Here is a 21,404-nt window from a genome sequence, read left to right as displayed (position 1 = left end):
GATTGATTTTTAATTGATTATTCTTCTCTTAAGGCATCTATTGGTTTAATACTGGTTGCTTTAAAAGCTGGAATCAATCCTATTAATGTTCCTAAAACAACTAGTATTATTAAGGATAGAAAAACCACTCCTATAGATACTGAGGCATTTACAATAACGGCTTCGTCGCCTTGTCCAAAAGCACTATCTAAGGCAATAAGAATCCAGCCTCCTGTTATAATTCCAAGAAATCCAGCTAAAAGCGTAATAAAAACAGCTTCTACAACTATTTGTCTTTTAATTTCGAAAGGTGTGGCTCCCAAAGCGCGACGCACCCCAATTTCCTTGGTCCGTTCTTTTACCGTTATCAATAAAATATTTCCAATAGCAAACACTCCCGCAATTAAAGTAGCTATTCCAACAAACCAGGTTAAAAACTGCATACCTACTAGAAATCCAGTGATTTTTTTAAATTCCTTTCCAAGGTTAAAACTTCCAAAAGCACGCTCATCTTTAGGGTGTACGTCATTTAGGTTTTTAAGAATAAGCTTGGCATCGGCTTCAATTTGAGTAATATCAAATTCAGGTTTCCCTGTAATCATCATAAAACCTATATTGTCTCCTTGATTGAATATTTGCTGAAAAGTTGTAAAAGGAATATGAATATCGCTGGTTGGCCCCATATTGACATTGCCATTTTCAAACATGCCGACCACAGTAAAATTCATGCTATTTATTTGAATTAATTGGCCAATCATGTCTTCGTCTTTTTCGAACAATTGCTTATAGATATCTTCTGAAATTACTGCTACTTTTCTGTTATCGTCTATATCACTCTGATTGAGAAAACGCCCATGAATCAACTTCTTTTTCTGAACTTTATCCAATAATGGAAAATCTCCATTAATTGAAAAATTCCCTGATAAGAACTTCCTAACTACCTGACTCTGATTTTGATTTCTTGGTACAACAAACTCAATTCCTTCAACGTTTTCTTCAACTTTTTTAGCATCTGTAAGTGTTAATCGAACAAGCTTTCCTTCTTGAAAACCTTTAAAAGGTATGCTGGTATTTTGACCCCAAACAAACACACTATTAGTAGCAAAGCTTCCAAAAAGTCTATTAAATGAATTTTCCAAACCTTTAGCAGAGCCCAGTAAACCAATTAGGAGTAAAATGCCCCACCAAACACCAACCATAGTAAGCATGGTTCTTAGTTTGTTTTTACTAAGACTATCCCATACTTCTTGCCATGTATCTCTTGCAAATAAAAACTTTATCATATTAATCGTCTCTTAAGGCAACAATTGGTTTAATCTGTGATGCTTTTTTGGCTGGTAAATATCCAGCAATTCCACCAGCAACAATTAGTGTTATGGTTGCTCCAATAACTAACGTTGTGCTAACACTTGGGTCTTTTATAAAATAAGCTTCTAGACTTGGACCGATAAATTTTAAAACACCTACTCCTATTAAAAGGCCTACATAACCTGCAATGGCAGTAATTAAAATAGACTCCATTAAAATAATGGAAATAATAGATTTAGGAGAAGCTCCCAAAGCTTTTCTAATCCCAATTTCCTTGGTGCGTTCTTTCACAATAAAAATCATGATATTACTAACACCTACCACGCCTGCAATTAAAGTTCCAAAACCAATAACAATAATTATAACCCCAAGACCAAAGGTCATTTGGTTAACAGTTTTCGACTCGTTGGCCAAATTTCTAATTCGAATGGCTCTTTGATCACTACTGGCAACATCAAACCTGTTTTTTAAATCTTTCGTTAAGTCGTTACTAAAAGCAATGGCTTTGTTGTAATTCATTTTTGGGTTATACGTTAGATTGATTTGGTCTATATAGTCGTTATTTCCATAAACACGTTGGGCCGTGCTAATTGGCATGTATATAATACGTTCTTCATTGTCGCCACCATCGTCTTCAAAAACGCCAACAATTTTATATTGTAACCCATTTAAACTGATATATTTTCCAAGAGCTGTTGTTTTTAAAAACAAGTCTTGTTCTACCAACCTTCCAATGACAACCACTTTGGTCTTATTGTCTAAATCCAATTGGTTGATAAATCGTCCTTCTCTAATTATTGTATTTTCTAAAAACTGATGGTCCGGATGAACAGCTCTTAGCGGATAAGTACTTTTTTCATTTCTAAAAGTGGCATTAACAGTTAAATACAACCTAGAAGTTATGTATTGAACCTTGTCTCCGTATTCTTCCTTAATATAATCGAGGTCTTTATTTTTAAATTGAATTTGTCTTCCTGCCTGATAGCCTTTATTGGCCTTGGTAGTAGTTCCGGATTGAATAAAAATAGAATTATTAGCATCGTCTGCGAAAGCTTCGGCAAACGTATTATTTAGTCCATTGGCAATACCAAAAAGTATGGTAAATAACAAAATTGCAAATGCCACAGTAAAACCAGAGAGCACACTTCTGGTTCTATTCATATTAATACTTTGAAATATTTCCCTCCACAGGTCTCTATCGAACATATTGCGAGGCTCTAACTTGTTCTACTTCTACATCTTCCACAATAAGGCCATCTCTCAATCTTACAATGCGCTTACACATTCGGGCAATATCTTCTTCATGGGTTACTATTAGGATGGTTTTCCCTTCATCGTTCAATTGTTGGATAAACTCCATAATCTCGTACGATGTTGTTGTGTCTAAAGCTCCTGTAGGTTCATCGGCTAATAACAATTTTGGATTTGCGGCTAAGGCTCTAGCAATGGCAACACGCTGTTTCTGACCTCCAGACAACTCGTTAGGCAAGTGGTTTGCCCAAGGCTTTAGTCCTACTTTTCCTAAATGGAACATGGCCAACTCCTGTCTTTCCTGACGTTTCATCCCTTGATAATATAAGGGTAAAGCGACGTTATCTAATGCGTTTTTGTAGTTTATTAAGTTGAAGGACTGAAAAATAAATCCGAGAAATTTATTTCTATAAATAGCAGCTTTTTTCTCTGTTAAGTTTTTAATAGGAACGCCATCTAGAATGTACTCTCCTTCATCCGCTTCGTCCAGCATGCCTATAATATTCAATAAGGTCGATTTTCCAGATCCTGAAGAACCCATAATCGCAACCATCTCGCCGTCGTCTACAGAGAGATCGATACCTTTTAATACATGTAAACTTGAATCTCCTATAGGATAGGATTTATGAAGTTTTTTTATGTTTAACATTTTTATTAGTTGTTGGTTAAAGTAGCTTTCTATAGTAAGACTATATAAAAGTCTATTTGTTACAACAAAACTAATTATATTTTAGAGGCCGTTTTTTTTAGATTTGTTAAAATTTCTATAAATAAAAAAGCCAATTCCAGCAATAAGAACGTATGGAACAGCCATTAGGTAAACAATTCCATTATTTATACCTTTTGCTATGTCTTGACTTTCCCCGGTTTCTAAAACCGCACGACACATAGCACATTGGGCATTTGTATCTAGGAGAAAGATAAAAGAAAAGAGAATAAAGAGAATAATGCGTTTCATGTGTTTTTTATTTATTTATAAAATGGAACATCCATATAATTATACCCTTTTATGTTTAATGAGTAGTTTTAGATGTTTCATAAATTTAAACATTAGGTGTAATAAGGCGAAATCATAAGATAAACAATAACTCCTGAGGTTGCAACATATAACCACAAAGGAAATGTAATTCTAGCTATTTTTTTATGTCTTTCAAAATTTCCGGCCAAGGCTCTAACAAAAGTTATTAATACAAAAGGAATAATAACGATAGATAATAAAATATGTGTTATTAAAACAAAATAATAGACATATTTAATAACTCCTTCTCCTCCAAACTTTGTAGAATCGCTTGTCATGTGATAAGCCACGTACAAAATTAGAAAAATAACAGAACACCCAATGGCTGTTTTCATTAAGCTTTCGTGAAGTGCTATTTTCTTGTTTTTAATAGCAAGAAAAGCAAGCACCAAAATAACAGCAGTTAGAGCATTGATACTAGCATAAATAGGTGGCAAGAAGGTTAAGGGTTTTACATCGAAGCCCAAGTCTCTTAAATTAACTCCAAACAAAGCAGCTACAACCAGTGGAATGGTTATGGACAAAACAAGTATCCATTTGTTATACTTCTTTTCTCTCTGTAAAATGTCTTTACTCATTTAGCAATTTCTTTATATCTTCCTTAAGCATGGATATTTGTTCTTCCTGACCGTCTTCATCTGTTTTTTCTGCTTCCGAAATAATTCCATTGTAATAAATTACTGGATTTCCATTTAAAACTCTAGATCTAATAAATCCATTTTTATCTATAAGGGCGAAATTCCCGGAATGCTCGAAACCTCCTTCAACTTCATCATCTTGGGCGGTATACAAATTAAAGCCTTCGTTGGATAATTTATAAATATCTTCTTTTTTACCTGTAAGCAAATGCCAGTTAGGATTTGTAATTCCGTGTTGACTTTCATATTCTTTTAGCACTTCTGTGGTATCGTGCGCTGGATTTATAGAAAAAGAGGCTACGCCAAATTCTGTATTTCCTTTAAAAGCATCTTGAATATCCACTAAGTTCTTATTCATTTTTGGACAAATAGATGGACAGGTTGTAAAGAAAAACTCCACGACATACACTTTCCCTAAATAGTCCTTATTGGTAATGGTTTTACCATTCTGGTCGGTAAAAGAAAAATCGGGTACTTTTTTTGCTTCTCCATTAATTTCAAGGAAAATCAATTTACTGTTGTCTTTAAAGTTATTGTCTTGGCCTTGACTCATTCTATCGTTACGAGTAATGTCTTGATTTTTTATTCTATCAACAATTCTTGGAACGAAAATAATTCCAAATACCAAGATAATAAAGGCCATACCTACGTATGAATAATTTGTTTTATTGCTCATGATTGTTTTTTTAAATCGTTAGCCCGTCTGGTGGACGAGTCGTAATTTCCTTTTCTTTTTTCTCTGTATTCTTGAATTAGCACACGCAAATCGTCTGCACTCATTTTGTTTTTTATTTCTGAAACCTCAATACAATTATAAGAATACAAAGGATATGCTGGTTTGTCCTTTTCTATTTCCTTATCGGTTCTGTCGTCCAGTCTTCCTCGTTGGTTCAAATCTTTATCCACAATAAACACCTCGTGGGTGCCTAGGTCATCGTCTAGTTCCTTCATGGATTTTAAACTATTAAAAACACGTTTAATATCGGCTTCTTCGCCATAAACAAAGTGCCAATATTTTAAATCTTCATAAGATTTGATTTCTTTTTTAAGCAAATCGATGTCACTATCAGAACCAAAAGGTAATAACAATACCACTTGGAAACCTTTAAACCCTTTAAATTTATTATAAACCAATTCTTTTAAGTTAGAAGCAGCCATCACATTGTCCATAGGATTTTTACCCAAAAAACCTAAAACGGTAATATGATCCTTTAATACCACTTCTTGATCATCTTCTGAAGTGAAATTATTTAATTCGGATATCCCTTGATGAACAACGCTCAATGGACTATAATTATGTTTGGCTGGAAACAACATCAATAAAAACACCACTGGAAGAAAGAATAATATTCCCAAAGTTGTATAACGTATTATAAGCTTTTTTTTCATTTATATAAGGCGTGAAAATGGTTTAAAATACATGAAACTTATTTTCAATTTTAATATTGCAAAAATAAAAAAAGACGGTCTAATAACCGTCTCTTTATATCTATTTAACTTTTAATAAGTTGTTTAAAAATCGTTCTTAACGAAACCGTTTGTAAAAACGCTTCCTACATATTCTCCTTCTTGAAGTAATATAAATATGAGGTAAGCAATCAAGAAAACCCCAGTCCATACCACCATACGTCTTAAACTTGCTGTTTCATCTCTCATGTGCATAAAATCCCAAGTAATATAATATGCTTTCACTAGGGTTAAGATAATGAAAATCCAGTTTAAAACTTTCAAGCCTATAAAATGGCCATTAAAAACCTCAGGTTTATAAATTCCTAAAACAACTTCAATAGCTGTTACAATTGATAAGAAGATTAATACACCCCAGATTTTTTGGGTATTGGATTTAAATTTAATTAATCCTCTAAATATTTCTAATTTATGTGCGTCTGCTGCCATGTTTAAAATAAATTATCTAAAAATTATACTAAATAGAAGAATGTAAATACAAACACCCATACTAAATCCACAAAGTGCCAATACAATCCTACTTTCTCAACCATTTCGTAACTTCCTCTACGTTCGTAAGTTCCAAGAATTACGTTAAAGAAAATAATAATGTTTAGCATCACCCCTATCGATACGTGGAAACCGTGGAATCCAGTAATAAAGAAGAAGTAGTTAGCAAATAATGGTGGGCCGTATTCATTGTGAATAAGGTTTGCCCCTTCCACGACATCTTTTCCTTTAGTTTTTAATTCTTTTAAAGATTCGCTTCTAGACAAAATAGTTTTGTGTCCAGTAGCCGGATCTGTATATGTTGTTTTAACCAGTAAATTTTGATTTGCTTCAAAACCAGCTACAACCTCATCAAAGGTATAACTTGGTAAACCACTTTCTTTATTAAACCACAGCCCGTTTTTAGCTAAATGCTGTGTACGTTCTGCAGGTTGCCCAATAGCAAAATCCTTTAAAGCCACTCGATTTCCATCGTTATCAACAAAATGAATAACGTTTCCTCCGTGGGTTGTAACAGCTCCATAATCTCCTTTAATAAAGGTGGACCATTCCCAAGCTTGAGAGCTTAAGAATATAAAACCTCCAAGAACAGTTAAGAACATATAAATGGTTGTTCTTTTCTTATCTAATTTACTCCCCGCATCTACAGCTAATACCATAGTTACGGACGACATAATTAAAATAAAGGTCATGAATGCCACGAAAATCATTGGGTAATTTCCATGAATAAAAGGAACGTGTGTAAACACATCGTCTGCAATTGGCCAAATTTCGGAAAATTTGAATCTTGAAAATCCGTACGATGCTAAAAATCCGGTGAAGGTCAAGGAGTCGGAAGTAATGAAAAACCACATCATCAATTTCCCGTAACTTGCTTTTAAAGGTCTTTTCCCTCCTCCCCAAGTTTTTTCGTCTGTACCAGCATCTACAACTGTCGTATTCATATTTTTGGTTTAGTATTTATTTAAAAGTTGAACAAAAATAATCAATTTATCTTTCTAACGAAATTTACACCTCTAAAATTTACAGACTCTAAATAAGCTTCGCTATAGATATGAGGCTATATTGTTAGAATTCAAGACTAATTATCCTATAAAATATAAAAACAAAAACAGATATAACCATAGGATATCTATAAAGTGCCAAAACGTTGCGGCTAACTCCAGCCCCAACATTTCACTTGAATTATATTTTTGTTTAAAATGATTATAAATAACAACTAACAAACAGATTATGCCTACCGCCACATGCAAAATATGCACAACAGCAATTAAATAAATGTAAGACATAGTAATATTGCTAGTAGGTCCTGTAAAATTGTAACCTAAATCTATTATTTGTTGAAAGCCTAAAAACTGACTTGCTATAAAAGAAACTCCAAGAATTAAGGTAGCAAGTAACCAAAGCATGGTTAGTTGTCTATTATTGGTTTTTAAGGCTCTTTTAGCCAAGGCAAACGTTAAACTGCTAAGAACTATAAATACGGTGCTAATAATAAACGCATTTGGCAATTTAAAATCGTGAAGCCAATCTGGTCTACTACTACTAACAACAAAAGCACTTGTCCATCCTGCGAAGGACATAACTAGTGAAATAATTCCAAACCAAAGCATCATTTTTTTTGCTCTGCCTTGTTTCTCTTCTAAAGTACCTTGGGTTAAATCCATGATTTATCTAATAAACTTATCTATTACGTAAACTATTTGCAACAATGTAATGTATATTACACTTGCCAACATAAGATGTCGTGCTGCTAAAACAGTCATTTTTTTATATAATTGAACGGCATAATACAACATGCCTACTCCTAGTAAAAACACAATAATCGCTGAAACTGGGGTTAAATACAAACGTCCTGTAAATCCAAATGCTGGAACTATTGATATTAAAATAGTCCAAATGGTGTACATTATGGTTTGTACTGCGGTGCCCTTATCTTGTTTTCCGGTAGGCAACATAAAGAAGCCTCCTTTTTTATAATCGTCGTATAAAAACCATCCTATAGCCCAAAAATGTGGGAATTGCCAAAAAAACTGAATGGCGAATAAAGTTCCTGGCTCCACACCAAATTCATTTGTAGCTGCAACCCAACCTAACATAAAAGGAATAGCTCCTGGGATGGCTCCAACAAAAACAGATAGTGGGGTTTTAGTTTTTAAAGGTGTATAAGCACAAGTATAGAGGAATATAGAAATAGCTCCAAACATAGCCGTTTTTGGATTAATGCTATATAAAATAGCAAGTCCTAAAATGGTAAATAACGTAGCTATTACAAAGGCCGAAGTTACAGACATACGCCCTCCAGGAATCGGCCTGTTTTTAGTACGATCCATTAAGATATCTAAATCCTTTTCTATAATTTGATTAAAGGCATTAGAAGCGCCTACCATAAAATACCCACCAAATGCCAAAAGAATTAAGGTGGTATAATCTACGCTTTCTACTCCTAAAAGATATCCCGCCAAAGAAGAAAAAACCACACTAACCGACAAACGGATTTTGGTGATTTCTTTAAAATCTGAAACCAACGAATATTTAATTGATGAAGTGACTGTTTGACTCAATGTAATTAATGCTTTGCCTGAGGCTTTATATTGCGTTTGCAAAGATACTTTGAAAAGTTAATTCTACAAATCAAAATACCAATTAAATAGGTCGGTTCTAATTCCTATGTTAAACCAGAGCGTGTTACTACTTATTGTATTGAGGGTTTGAGCTTCAGGGTTAAAATCCCTATAGGTAACATCCGTAAAAATCTTTAGATTGGTAGCTGGATTTATAACATAACCTGCTTGAAGGTTAAAGAAAAACGTATTGGTTTTATTTCCTTGGCCTACTTTTATCCCTGTATCGTAAGGTCTTTCGTTGTAATTTCTATAAATATCCTCTCCATAACTGTAGTTATCTGTACCATCGTTAAAATCGTAGCCCCTGGTACCAAGAACCATTTGAGCATTCCCAAACCAACGCTTGTAATGATAACGCCCAATTAGCACAAACTCGCTAAAGTTAGCTCCCCAAAGATGCGCCATGGATTGATTGCTATGCCCATAATTTAACACTACGGTATTATGCGAGTACGTATATGGTCTTACCCTATTATATTCCGTTTGTAACATTAAGTTTTTTACTTTGAAGGCGTTATAATATTTAAAGCCTAGTTGATATCCGTATTTGTTTTTCCAGCTTTTTTCTCCACCAGACATATCGCTTAACGAAAATTCATCCAGAATAAATTGCCCGTAGATATTCATGTTATCGTTTAACTTATATTTTCCAGACATTCCCATAAGTGCATTTCCTGCACCTTGACCCGTTTCAAATTCTATAGCCCTAAAAAAGATAATAGGGTTTAGGTAATTTATATCAAAGCCTCTATTATTGGCATTGTTCCAGATAACCGATTCGAAAAGTCCAACATTCAATCTTTTAGAAACATTCCAGCTTAAAAAATGGGTTGCCATGTATTTTGGCATATAGGCACCATCTACTTTAACTTCTGGTCTAACATCTTTTAGCCACATCCAAGTACTGGTGTATTTTATTTTCCAAAAGGTGGTATTCAATTTTAAAAAGGGATGAGGAGTAGCCACATCACTAATAAATAAAGAGCGATAGCCATCTCCAATAAAGTTTTTGCCATGTCCAAACTGAAGATTTAAAAACTTAAAGGGCGTGTAAGATAAGTAGGCTTCAGCTACAGGATAATCGTAGCCACCATCTTTAAAGGCTTTTGCAATGCCACGTCCAGGAATGATGGCTGCCTCGTCTGCAGCCTTAATCGATTCGGCATATTGATTGTAATATTGTGCGAAACGGCCTTGACTTTCAAAAAACGAGGTATAAAAGCTAAATTTTTCACCAAAACCTCCTTGAATATTAATTCCTCTGGTATTGTTATAGGTGCTTGAAAAGTCGGCTTTGGTGTCTTTTCCTACTTCAAAATCGAAAATAGGATCTATGGTAAACCAGTAATCCTTTCCTTCTACTCTTACCAATCTTTCGTTCCAAAGTTTTCGTCCAGCGAAAGTTTGAGTGTCTTTTGCCAAGGTGTCAATTTCAGCTTGAAAATTGTAGTAAGGTGCAACATCTTCATACATATAAGGTTTAGAAGCTGTATGACTATTCGTGCCAACTAAATTGATACTTCTGTCGAATTTGGCATAATTACTATGCGTAAACGGAATGTTTAACTGACTTTTATATTCCTTATTTGAAAATGGAACCAGTTTGGCGTTAACGCTATCATATTCTTTTTTAGCTGCATTCTCTAAGACAGTCAACTCTTTATCTATGTTTGGATCATCATCTTTTGACAAATCCTTGGTTGCCACAGATTGATCAACCAATGGTATTTTAATTGCTATAGAATATTGTTTGTAGGTTGGTTTCCCGTTATAGGTGCCTGGTTTAATTTTTGGAAACTCTCCAAAAACACGTTTGGCTTCTTTTTTCAAGTCCTGATATGTAGCATCTACATAGATCACTCGAAAGTTGCCTTCTTTATCCACTTCAAAAAGCACGACTACGTCTCCTTTATAATTTTCGTTGCTTACCTCTTGAGGTACTTTAAAATGATTAAAAACATGATTAAAAACCTGATTGTCAAAGCACTTTTGCAAAAGCTCTACATCCATATTTTCACACTCGGAAAACACGGGAGGCTTTTCGTATAAAAATTTATTTTGTGCGTAACTATATATTTGAAAAAATAGAATAACAATTACGAAGAACTTCTTCATATTCATAGATGGGATTATTTGCGTTGAAAGATACTATTTTTTTAATAATGATGATACGAAAAAAAGCCGTTAACATAGATGCTAATGGCTTTTTATTGTGAAATATTTAAACTTTAATTTATTATATTAAAATTTATAGGCAAACTATAAAGTACTTCTACATTCTTATCTTTTTGTTTGGCCGGAGTCATTTGGGGTAGTTTCTCCATAACTCGCACAGATTCCTTATCCAATTGGCTGTATTTGGAACTAGTTTTAATATTGGTGACATGACCAGTCTTATCTATTTTAAAAGTTACATAAATTTTCTGCTCCCCATTTAAGCCCAAATTACTGGCAACATTTGTATTAAAGCTTCTCTGAATATGCGTTGCTATTTTATTGGACATACATTGTCTTCTAGCCTCGTTTGAAGTTGCATCCTCACATCCAGGAAAAATAGGAACCTGCTCAACTACCATAATATTCATAGGAGGAGCTTCTTCTGGTATTTCTATTACTGTAATATTTCCTGGATTAAGAGGGATTTCGGTTGGTGTTGCCTCTACAACAACATCAGTAGGCTCAATAAACGCATCATTATTTTTGATAATAGGCTCGTTAAAAAGTACTGGTTTCTTTTTATTCTGTTCTACTTGGATTGGTTCCTTATAAATTGTAATGGGAGCATTATAGGCATACATTTCGTCTATAGGCAATTCGGGAACGTCTGGAACATGTACTTCCAACGTTTGAAAAGAGGCCTCAAGCAAGAAAAAACTAACCAGTAAGCAGACAATTAATCCTACCTGAAAATAAACCGTTGAATTTGTTTTAAGCTTTGTGTCCTGCTTTTGAGGCTTTAATGGTTTTTGATCATTCTTTTGATTGGCTTCGGAATTATTCTTTGAGAAAGTCATAATACTTAAGTTTAAATGCCTGCCTGACGGAAGGGCGGTTCATATTATGTCGAAATATCAATAAACATACCAAAAAGAAAAATCCCGTTACTTCCGGGAAAACGGATTGGTAACGAGATTTATATATTATTTTAAAAACTAGTTTCTTAGTCTTGTACTTGGAATTTTATTGGCAAGTAGTATGGAACTCTTACTGCTTTTCCACGTTGCTTTCCAGGTAGCATTTTAGGCAATAAGCCTACCACACGAATAGCTTCTTGTTCTAATCTTGGATGTGGCGCTCTTGCTTTAATATCTACAATTTCGCCAGTTTTATCAATTTTAAAGAACACGCTAATTTTTTGAACACCACTTAAGCCTAGATCTCCGGCTAAATCGGTGTTAAATTTACTTGAAATGAACTTACTCATTTTTTCGTTCATACAAGCTTTTTTAGCTTCGTTATTTCCACTTTCACAACCAGGGAAAACAGGAACGTTTTCAATAACAGCAAAAGGAACTTCAATGTCTTCTTCAACTTCTTCAACAAACACCTCTTCTACTTTAACAATTTTCTCTTCTTGGCTTGTTTCTGTCGATTCAATAACTGTTTCCTCAACTTCTACCTCATCTTCAACAACCTCAATAACTTCAGGTGCGGAAGGTGGAGGTGGTGGAGGTGGTGGAGTTTGTAATTGCTCTGTAATTGGAATTTCTTCGTCAAACTCATCATCCATATTTAACATCCCAATATCTATAGCTTCCTTATCATAGGTTTTATAGTTAATGGCTGTATACGTTACAAATAACATCAATACCATTCCCACTAAGAAGAACAGCGAGCTATTACGACCTACATTTGCTTTAGGATTTTTCTTTTGTTCCATGATTTCTAATTTTCCTGAGTGCTAAAATAACCAATTATTTGGCAATAATGCAAACGATTAATATTTTTTAACGTCTATGTTAATTTTGCTATTTAATAAAAAAGCTGTGAATAATACACCTAGAACGTTTGCTAAAATATCTAACAAATCGAAACTTCTAGATGAAGTTAACAACCACTGCAACACTTCAATAATTATACCAAAAACAATTGCAATTACAACTGTTGTAAAGATACCTTTTATTTTATTGAAATTAAATTTGAAGTAAAAAGCATTAAACCAAAGCCAAGTAAATAAAGCATAGGCCATAAAATGAAATATTTTATCGCTAAAAGATGGTACTATATCTTCTACAGATTTTAAATCAAGTTTGACTAAACTTACTACTACAAGTCCTATGGTATAAAAAGCAGCAATTAATAAAGCTCTTTTTTTAAGCACCAATTAATTCTTTATAAGCCTCTGCCGACATTAATCCTTCTATTTGAGACATGTCTGAGCATTTAACTTTTATCATCCAACCGTCTCCATAAGGATCGCTATTTACTTTTTCTGGTTCGTCTTCAAGAGTTTCGTTAAACTCGATAATTTCTCCAGAAACAGGTAAAATTAAATCTGAAACCGTTTTTACAGCTTCAACAGTACCAAAAATCTCATCGGCTTCAAGGGTGTCGTCTAAAGTTTCAACCTCTACGTATACGATGTCTCCTAATTCACTTTGTGCAAAATCCGTGATACCAATAGTGGCTACATCGCCATCCATTTTTACCCATTCATGATCTTTGGTGTACTTTAAATTTGATGGAATATTCATTTATAATTGTATTTGTTTCAGCAAATGTATTTATTCAAACGGTAATATCAAATAGATTTCACTAATTACCGAAATTATATCTTAATGTAATCCCAGAACGAATGGTTGTTTGTGGATATGCGGTTGAAATAGCATACTCAGAAAACATATAATCAAAATAGAAAATACCTGTTAAGTTTTTACTAAAGGAATAATCTGCTGTAAGTTTTCCAGACCAAACCGTTTGACCTGAAGTAATTTGATTGTTCATAACGTCTAAATATCTTATAATAGTTTCGTTTCGTCTATAAGATAAATCTGCCTTAAAGTTTAAATCGCTGACAATTCTTTTGGTTGGACCTGCTAATTTTGAATTGATCCTAACATCCTTAATTCTATAACCCAAACCAATAATATATTCATTTCCTTGAATTTCTGTCATTAAATTATTGTCAAAGCTTAAAGAAAGGAGTCTGTCTTTTTTGATTTCTGCCAAAATCTTTACCGAGTTTTTCATTTCCATATCAATACGCATTAATGGACTGAACATTTCGGTTAAGTTAATATTGCTATAAAGAGTTTCGTTTTTAAAGTTTCCTCCTTGGTCTAAAGCTTCTGGTTCTAATGGGTCGTAATCTAAATTAGATCTAAATTGATTGATGGTATAAGACGCACGATATCCATGGATTAAAGAGAAACGTTTAAAGCGTTTTTTAAACCATTGCACGTTCATTAAACCTGTATATTTTATGTCCCAGTTTGGAATCGGGAAATCCTTTATAGCTGAAAGTGAAATCCCTTCGGCGTCTTTTCCAGAATAAGCTGAAAGGAACGATGGCAATAACACAGATTGGCTGTTTTTACCAAATCCAACAGGATATCCTTCTGCGTCGACTGGATATCCAGAAGTTCCGTAATGGGATTCTGCCAATCTATTAGCTACTTTTAATCGGTTTGATCTAAAATCGTCGAAGGCAGCAGACTGGGTTTGATCGCTTTTACTAAAAGCCGTATTTATAAGAATGGTAGAAATACTGAAGTTTCCAAAACTATTAGGCGTTAAGGATTCGTATTCCGGTCCATCTCCATAGTCGTTAATGATATAGTTTTCTGTATAATTTTCTGCATACAATCTATTCCCTACTAAATCGATTTTTAAATCTTTCAAGGGCTCTATGTTTGCAGAGTAATCGAATTGCTTGGTTTTTACTGCGGTATATTGTTCGTTAAAATCCGGATATACAGTTAACCAACCGTTTTTAGCAGCAAGGTGTCTTACATCGCTCTGACTACCAAATGTAAAACCAACCGTAGGTTTTAAAGTTCCAATAAAACCAGGGGTTCTTAAATAACCTGGCAAGTATGTTCCATTGGTTTCAGAGTAATTTACCTGAACTCTTTTTAAACTTGTCAAAACATCTATTCCTACGTTGGCCAATTTCTGACCGCCATTTTTAGCTTTGGCAGGTTTGGGTTTTCTATCTAAATCCTCATCTGATTCGGTTGCAGTTATAGGCCTTGATGTTGGTGTAGGAGATCGTCTTACCGTTTTCTTTTTAAGTCCTATGTAATTATAGAACTTATTCATGTTCAATGTGCTGTTAATGTTATGCCTGTTGGCATTAGACACCGTATTCCCTAAATCGTAAGTCTCCCCATCTACTTCTAGGTTTCCAAATAAATCCGACCCTTTTTGCCATTGGAAATCGCCACTATAAGAATAAGTAGCATCAACAAAACTAAAGGTTGGAATTTTTTTAAGTGGAATATCGTAATTAACCGTAAGTTGTTGAAATTGCCTGTTTGGATCTCCAAAATCGAAGAAACCATCCCAAACTGTTAAACTCGGATCCTGTTCTCCATTGATAATATTGTTTTGAAAATAGTTTCTTACAATGTTATTATTGGAAGCCGTTAGGTTTACCTGAAGCGATTTTGTTAAGTTATAATTAATGGTGTACTGATAGTCGAAAGTGTAGTTTCTTCTATAAAATTCGTCCAAACCAATATTGTTCCCGGCCAACTCTATTTCTCTAAATTTTTGCTGATTAAACTGACGGTTAATATTTGTATTCACCGTAAAATTTGAAGGCAGCGGATTAAAATTAAAGTCTTTTAACAGTTTCCAATATTCTCCGGTAAACAAGGAATCCCTTTTCTTAAAAGGCTCTATGGAAACAGGTTGGAAATTATAGGCATAATTAACTCCCGCTCTCACCGTTTGATCGACCGAGTTTTCTATTTCGAAATCTCTGTGCTTTATTTTATTATAGGAATAATTAAAGGTCAGGTTTTCCACATCGTAGAATCGAGCCTTGGATTCGTTGGTTTTAATTTTTCTAACCCCTATAAAATTAATACTTCTTCGTTTTGTATAATTTTCAGATTGCTCTCTAATATTATCTTTTTCGTCGCTAGTTGTTGCAGCTTCCAATCTAGATTCCAAAGTTAAATCCTTATAATACTGATCGTATTTAGGTGTAATCATTTCTTCTCCCTGTCCATAATTAAAAGGAAGTTGAATACCCCATTTTGGAGGTAGTAACTGACCAACATTTACGTTAGTAACTACATCGTATTGTTCTACATCTTCTCGGCTTCTTTGATTTGGGCCTTGCTCAATCGAACCAAATCCAGTGGTGCTTTTTCTTCCGGTGGCGCTTACATTCGCAAAATCTGCAAAGTTGGTATCCATTGTTAAAATAGCTGCCCATCCACCTTCATTATCCATGTCTGACATGCGCAGTTCATTAAACCATAATTCCCCACATTTATCAACTCCAGCGGCGTTTTTAACTCCAACCATTAAAGTTCTAATATCCCCAAAATTTGGATTTCCAATAATACCAATTCGTTCTTGACCCAGTATATAAGGCGAGTATTCTGGTACTGGATTTTCACTTAAAACATCGTCAATAACATTGTAGAAAGTTGGGGTTGGGTTTGCAAGGGTTCCGTTACTAATTCCTTTAGACTTAATATCTTGTAGTAAACTTAAAGCTAAATTAATTTCGTTTTCTGTTGGCCATAGCAGTTCTCTACTTGTACCTGTGCTTACTTTTAGTGGCACTTCTATTTGGTAGTAGTTTTGGGTTAAATCGTTACCCATTCTAATAAAACCTACTAGATCTTCATCGGCCAAACCTGGAATTTCACCTTCTTGGGCATGAATAAACATTCTTAAACGTTTATATTGACGCATGTCTACATTAATATTTTTGTAAACTGCTCTGGCATCGTGAGATTCTAAATCGCAAACTCTCAAGACCAAGGATTGTTCATTTTGACGAATAACCGTATTGTTATTATAATACTCTTCAGGATCTACGCCTGGAGGTGAAATGTATATTCCATCGTTTTCTATGGTACCAATAACTCCTACAGAAAATTCTGTATTATCTAAATTCGGGTCTCCGCCATCTTCATCTAAAGTTAAACCATATCTTCTCCAATCGCTTCTTACCAAGTCTAAAGTTCCAAATCTAAAAACTGTTTTTTCTGAAAATTCCTTTAAATACATACGTGAAAAACGAATGGATCTCATATCTGAAATCCCTCCAATAGCTCCAGTATAATCTGTTACAGGAATTCTAAATTGTATCCATCTTGGAGTAACCGTTTGTCCGTTAGGCAAGGTTCTAACTTCATCTTGCTTAATATCAACAATATAAGGGTTGTTCATATTTAAGGTACCTGGAGTTAAGTTTAACTCATATTCGTAATAACTATCTATGGTATTCATAGTATTATCACGATTAATATCCTCTACATCTGGCTGAGTTGTAGAACCACGATTGGTGTCTGAAAACTCTGATGGCGAGTTTCCTTCTACGCCATTATAAAATTTGTAGCGATCAAAAATATCTCCTTCTGTATTCAGGAAATATTTGTAATTATCGTTTGAAGGATCATCTAAGGCTGCAAAATCAGGGAATGCCAATCTTTCTTCAGCATCATTATATCCATCGTAACCCACATCTTGGTTAGCTCGTTCTTGTCCCGTCGTGTCGAAGGCATAAATCAAGGACTGGTTTTGTGGATAAACCGTGCCCCATGAATCTGAAACCGGTAAAACTCCAATAACATTCCCATCGGCTGGAAGGCCGTTTTCATATAATTTTCTACCGTCCTTTACAATGTCTTCAGAAATATTACCTAAGTTAAAAACAAGTTTTCCACCTGGATTAGAAGTGTTTTCCTGAAAGGGATCTTGTAACCAAAATTCGATGTATTCTACATTCGATTGTTCAAAATCTGTTGAAGTTAAAGCTCTCGTAATTCCTCCCCAACTACTTTGCGGATTTAACAAAGTGTTACTATTGATGTCGATATCTGTGGTTTGGAAATTATAAGGTCCTCTTTCTGTTGGGTAATAAGCCAAATCCAAAGTATTAACCACAGTTGTTTGCCCTTGGGCAATGTCTTGATTTGGAAACAATTCCTGAATAAACACACGACTGGTGTAAAGATCTGAAATATCGTCGTTTGAAATCCCACTTGGACTTCTGCTGCCATAAAAGATAGGGTCGATATTGTACCAGTTTAACATGGCTCTATGGTAACCCTGTTCAATGCCATTTACGTTATCGTTATTACCATTAATACCATGAGGTCTACTTGATAAGAACCAAGATTGAGGCGATTTCAAATCGATAGAATTTTGCGAACCTTCAAAGTCGTCCACATAAGAAGTTGCTTCACCATTAAAATCTGTTCCTTTTGGGGAACCTGGGGTTAAATAAGCGAATTCTCCTCTAATCGAAAGATTGGATGGCACATCTGTGTCTATGTTTGGTAATTTATTAACCAATCTGGTAAAAAACGGAACTTCAGTAGAGTAATTTCCATTAATCCCAAAAATATGATTATTAATTGGCTCTTGATTGTAATTGGCTTTTTGCGTGATCGGCCTTTCATTTAAATGAAGCCAAGTAGCTCCAAGAACAAAGTTTTCGTTGAATTGGTGGTCCACGTTAAAGCCTGTAAAGCGTTTTGTTTGTTGTCCAAAAACAGCATTGTTTTCAGTGGTAACTTGAATAGGCGTGTTGGATGCTTTTAAGGCTTCGTCTAAAATTTGAACGGTTCCTTGCATATAGTTTACGGTATAATCAATACCCTCAACCAACATTCTACCTCCAGCAGTTACTTTTACAGAGCCACGAGGTACGTTAAACGCTCCAATAGGAATTCCGTCTCCTCCAGAAGATTTATAACGTCCTTTTATTTTGAACTTGTTCTTTTCGGCTGCTTCTAGGGCAGCTGTTTTGGTCTGCTTATAAAGAATATCATAAACATATTTAGCCTGGTTGTTGTTATAGGTTAAATTGTTGTTATAATCTTCTCCTCCAACAGCTAATTTATCGAATAAATATTTCCCGAAAGGTTCTGCTTTAGTAAATATGATCTTTCCATTTTCTGGAAAAACTGTTATCCCTGGAACAAAATCGAAAAACCCATCTCCGTTTGTTTGTGGATCGCCGTTAAAATTCAATCTGTCTAAATTAAACAAATTCAATAGGGTGGTGTTTTCAATTAAATCTCCAGGAGGCGTACTTCCCGTAATTGGGTTTCCATTAATATCAACCCCAAAAGAACCTCCACCTACAGGTGAAATAAAGTTTAAAGGAGATGCTTCGTTATAAAAAATATTTAATTTAAAATCGTCTTGACTTAATTGATAAGCACCTGTATTATAGATATTCTTCATCATTAAGTCCCAAATTGGCTGATTGACATTTGTAATCGGGCTCTTTAATAATTTTAGAATTAAGGTGTTGTTGGTTACGGTAGTAATACCACTTGGATCTGTATTTACCCCTGTGGCGTCCAATCCGTCATTGGCAAATTCACCTACTTGATACACTTGTCCTCCAACCGTATATTGAAATGCAACCGCTAAAACCTCGTCGTTATTTAATCTTTGGTTTAAAGAGATATAACCTAATTGCTGATTTAGATTATATTCTTGACCTTGTTGTAGTTTTTTGGCATTTTCTAGTTTGGCGTAATCCGAACCTTCGCTAACTTGAGCCGATAAAGTTCCAAAACCTTGTTGTACGGTAGCAATATCTCTAATTTGTTGTGTAAGTACGGAGCCTGAACCTATTCTGGTTGGGTCGTAATCGTTATTTTTATTGCTTGGAAAGGCATTAGGTCCCACATTTATAAAACCTGGAGGAATGGGTTGCAATAAAATATTATTGGCATTAGGATCTGGATTGGACTCTCCTAAATCCTGTAAAGCCACAATGTTTCTAACGTTTTCCGTGTTGTTGTTTCTATTTGTGATCCAAACTTCTATTCTAGTAATTTGCACATTAGAGTTAATGAATGGATAATTTGCCAAACTCTTATCGTAATTATCCCTAAAGTAATGTGATAAGAAATAGTGTCTGTTCTCGTCATAATCCCTTGCAAAAAAATCGAATTCCTCTAAGGTTCCACCTCCTTGGGCAACAACTGTTTTGGTATCAGATTTTTGTTCTGAAAACACTCCAGTAATCGTTGTTTTACCAAACTGTAATTGGGCTTTTACACCAAATAAACTTTGTGCTCCAGTAATTAAAGAACTATTTAATGGCATACTCACGTTACCAACTTCAATTTTCTGAATAATATCGTCTTCTGTTGGGGTGTACTCTAGTTTTATCAGGTTTTGAAAATCGAAAGTCGATTGCGTATCATAATTAGCTGTTACTTGCAACCTTGTTCCTACTTTTCCTAGTAAACTTAAACTAATACGCTGGTCGAAATCAAAGGTGAAATTACTTCTATTTTGAGGAGAAAACGTAGGATTGTCTTGTTTGGTAAACAGCACACCCAAATCCATTTCTACCGAACCTTGTGGAATTACATTTATGGTATTTCCTCCAAAAATTGTTTCAAACAGACCAGATCTTACATAAAACTCTGGTAGTAAATTTTTCTGATTGTCTTCAGCGCCTTCTTTTTTACCTTCAAAGGCATCAATTTTTTCTTTGTAATATGCTTTCAGATTTTCTTGTAAAACCAGTTCTCTAAACTCTTCAGGTGTTAAAATTATAGGATATTTAATATTAAAACTTCCTACCATTTCGGTATAAATATATCTATCTGTAAGAGGATCGTACGTGTATTTAGCCTCAATACTAGACGGATTGGGCATGTAAATATTTCCCATAGAAAACCCCGTACTTGTAGTGTCCTGAGGCGTTGGTGTTACCTGGGAGAACGAATAAAGGCTAAAAAGCAACAGTGTGCTTAATAGTATATTTTGTCTGGTTGTTTTTAAATACTTTTGATGGGTTGCACTCAAATTTTTTACAATTTTTTTAAGGCCTGTTTGATTATGTCTTCTACACTAGCATCTGGTTCAATGGATACAATTTTCTCAACCACACGTTCCGATTGTTTCTTATTAAATCCAAGAACTTCTAAAGCAGATAACGCTTCGTCTTTGTTCGTATTGCTTTTTCGGGTTGAAAGTTCATCAATATCATAAACTTTCAAAATTTTATCTTTTAAATCCAAAATTACTCGTTGAGCGGTTTTTGCTCCAATCCCTTTTATGGATTGAATTAATGCTACATCTGCAAGGGCAATTCCTTCTCTTACTTGTTTAGGTGTTAAGGAAGACAGCATGGTTCTTGCTATGCTAGCTCCAACGCCACTTACAGAAATTAACAGTCTAAAAATCTCTCTTTCGGCTAAAGATGAAAACCCAAACAAGGTGTGGGAATCTTCCTTAATTTGAAGATGGGTAAATAATTTGATATTTTCTTGATCTGGTATCTGTGAAAAAGTATGTAAAGAAATATTTAATAAATAACCCACACCATTGCAGTCTATAACAACATCGGTTGGGTTTTTCTCAACAAGTTTCCCTTGAATATGTGTAATCATTAACAAAACTTTAGTAAACTTTCAAATGTAATAAAATTATTCACATTATAAAGCCGTTTATTTCTCTAATGCA

18 protein-coding genes are annotated in these 21,404 nt (G+C 34.4%); all 18 read right to left on the bottom strand.

Annotated features, from left to right (window positions below):
• Window positions 1-17 precede the first annotated feature (17 nt).
• The 18 genes from VKY47_RS04935 to ruvA all read right to left on the bottom strand — a co-directional run bounded on the left by VKY47_RS04935 (window position 18) and on the right by ruvA (window position 21,331).
• Window positions 18-1,262: an ABC transporter permease gene (locus tag VKY47_RS04935; RefSeq protein WP_324310857.1), complete on the bottom strand. Its 1,245-nt coding sequence runs from the start codon at window positions 1,260-1,262 to the stop codon at window positions 18-20.
• A 1-nt stretch (window position 1,263) separates the two neighbouring features.
• The gene (locus tag VKY47_RS04930; RefSeq protein ID WP_324310855.1) at window positions 1,264-2,493 is read right to left on the bottom strand and encodes an ABC transporter permease; all 1,230 of its coding nucleotides are present in this window, start codon (window positions 2,491-2,493) and stop codon (window positions 1,264-1,266) included.
• Window positions 2,483-3,187, bottom strand: a complete 705-nt coding sequence (locus VKY47_RS04925) for an ABC transporter ATP-binding protein (RefSeq protein WP_324310853.1) — start codon at window positions 3,185-3,187, stop codon at window positions 2,483-2,485. The genes VKY47_RS04930 and VKY47_RS04925 overlap by 11 nt, the downstream gene beginning before the upstream one ends.
• Before the next feature lie 81 nt (window positions 3,188-3,268).
• Entirely contained in the window at window positions 3,269-3,496 is a 228-nt protein-coding gene (locus VKY47_RS04920; protein WP_324310851.1) for a hypothetical protein, read from the bottom strand.
• Window positions 3,497-3,588: 92 nt separating this feature from the next.
• Window positions 3,589-4,134, bottom strand: coding sequence for a DUF420 domain-containing protein (locus VKY47_RS04915; protein WP_324310850.1), 546 nt, complete (start codon window positions 4,132-4,134; stop codon window positions 3,589-3,591).
• Window positions 4,127-4,870, bottom strand: a complete 744-nt coding sequence (locus VKY47_RS04910) for an SCO family protein (RefSeq protein WP_324310848.1) — start codon at window positions 4,868-4,870, stop codon at window positions 4,127-4,129. The genes VKY47_RS04915 and VKY47_RS04910 overlap by 8 nt, the downstream gene beginning before the upstream one ends.
• Complete coding sequence (locus VKY47_RS04905) at window positions 4,867-5,583, bottom strand: hypothetical protein (protein WP_324310846.1); 717 nt, start codon at window positions 5,581-5,583, stop codon at window positions 4,867-4,869. The genes VKY47_RS04910 and VKY47_RS04905 overlap by 4 nt, the downstream gene beginning before the upstream one ends.
• Before the next feature lie 123 nt (window positions 5,584-5,706).
• Window positions 5,707-6,090 (bottom strand): cytochrome C oxidase subunit IV family protein, encoded by a 384-nt coding sequence (locus VKY47_RS04900; RefSeq protein WP_324310844.1) that lies wholly within the window; start codon window positions 6,088-6,090, stop codon window positions 5,707-5,709.
• 23 nt (window positions 6,091-6,113) lie between these two features.
• Entirely contained in the window at window positions 6,114-7,094 is a 981-nt protein-coding gene (locus VKY47_RS04895; protein WP_324310842.1) for a cytochrome c oxidase subunit 3, read from the bottom strand.
• A 141-nt stretch (window positions 7,095-7,235) separates the two neighbouring features.
• On the bottom strand, window positions 7,236-7,817 hold the full coding sequence (locus VKY47_RS04890; RefSeq protein ID WP_324310840.1) for a cytochrome c oxidase subunit 3: 582 nt from the start codon (window positions 7,815-7,817) through the stop codon (window positions 7,236-7,238).
• A 3-nt stretch (window positions 7,818-7,820) separates the two neighbouring features.
• On the bottom strand, window positions 7,821-8,714 hold the full coding sequence (gene cyoE / locus VKY47_RS04885; protein ID WP_324310838.1) for a heme o synthase: 894 nt from the start codon (window positions 8,712-8,714) through the stop codon (window positions 7,821-7,823).
• A 63-nt stretch (window positions 8,715-8,777) separates the two neighbouring features.
• Complete coding sequence (locus VKY47_RS04880) at window positions 8,778-10,898, bottom strand: gliding motility protein RemB (RefSeq protein WP_414731215.1); 2,121 nt, start codon at window positions 10,896-10,898, stop codon at window positions 8,778-8,780.
• 107 nt (window positions 10,899-11,005) lie between these two features.
• Window positions 11,006-11,791: an energy transducer TonB gene (locus VKY47_RS04875; protein ID WP_324310835.1), complete on the bottom strand. Its 786-nt coding sequence runs from the start codon at window positions 11,789-11,791 to the stop codon at window positions 11,006-11,008.
• A gap of 146 nt (window positions 11,792-11,937) precedes the next feature.
• On the bottom strand, window positions 11,938-12,657 hold the full coding sequence (locus tag VKY47_RS04870; RefSeq protein WP_324310833.1) for an energy transducer TonB: 720 nt from the start codon (window positions 12,655-12,657) through the stop codon (window positions 11,938-11,940).
• Window positions 12,658-12,714: 57 nt separating this feature from the next.
• Window positions 12,715-13,098, bottom strand: a complete 384-nt coding sequence (locus tag VKY47_RS04865; protein WP_324310831.1) for a VanZ family protein — start codon at window positions 13,096-13,098, stop codon at window positions 12,715-12,717.
• Window positions 13,091-13,471 carry a glycine cleavage system protein GcvH gene (gene gcvH, locus VKY47_RS04860; RefSeq protein WP_324310830.1) on the bottom strand — a complete coding sequence of 127 codons (381 nt, stop codon included), beginning with the start codon at window positions 13,469-13,471 and terminating at the stop codon, window positions 13,091-13,093. The genes VKY47_RS04865 and gcvH overlap by 8 nt, the downstream gene beginning before the upstream one ends.
• Window positions 13,472-13,532: 61 nt before the next feature.
• Window positions 13,533-20,744 carry a T9SS outer membrane translocon Sov/SprA gene (sov, locus tag VKY47_RS04855; RefSeq protein ID WP_324310829.1) on the bottom strand — a complete coding sequence of 2,404 codons (7,212 nt, stop codon included), beginning with the start codon at window positions 20,742-20,744 and terminating at the stop codon, window positions 13,533-13,535.
• 5 nt (window positions 20,745-20,749) lie between these two features.
• A complete protein-coding gene (gene ruvA / locus VKY47_RS04850) occupies window positions 20,750-21,331 on the bottom strand; it encodes a Holliday junction branch migration protein RuvA (RefSeq protein ID WP_324310827.1) in 582 nt (193 codons plus the stop codon).
• Window positions 21,332-21,404 lie beyond the last annotated feature (73 nt).

Source organism: Xanthomarina sp. (assembly GCF_035306705.1).
GTDB lineage: Bacteria > Bacteroidota > Bacteroidia > Flavobacteriales > Flavobacteriaceae > Xanthomarina.
The sequence above is the reverse complement of the archived record's forward strand: the minus strand, read 5'-3'. Positions and strand labels throughout refer to the sequence as shown.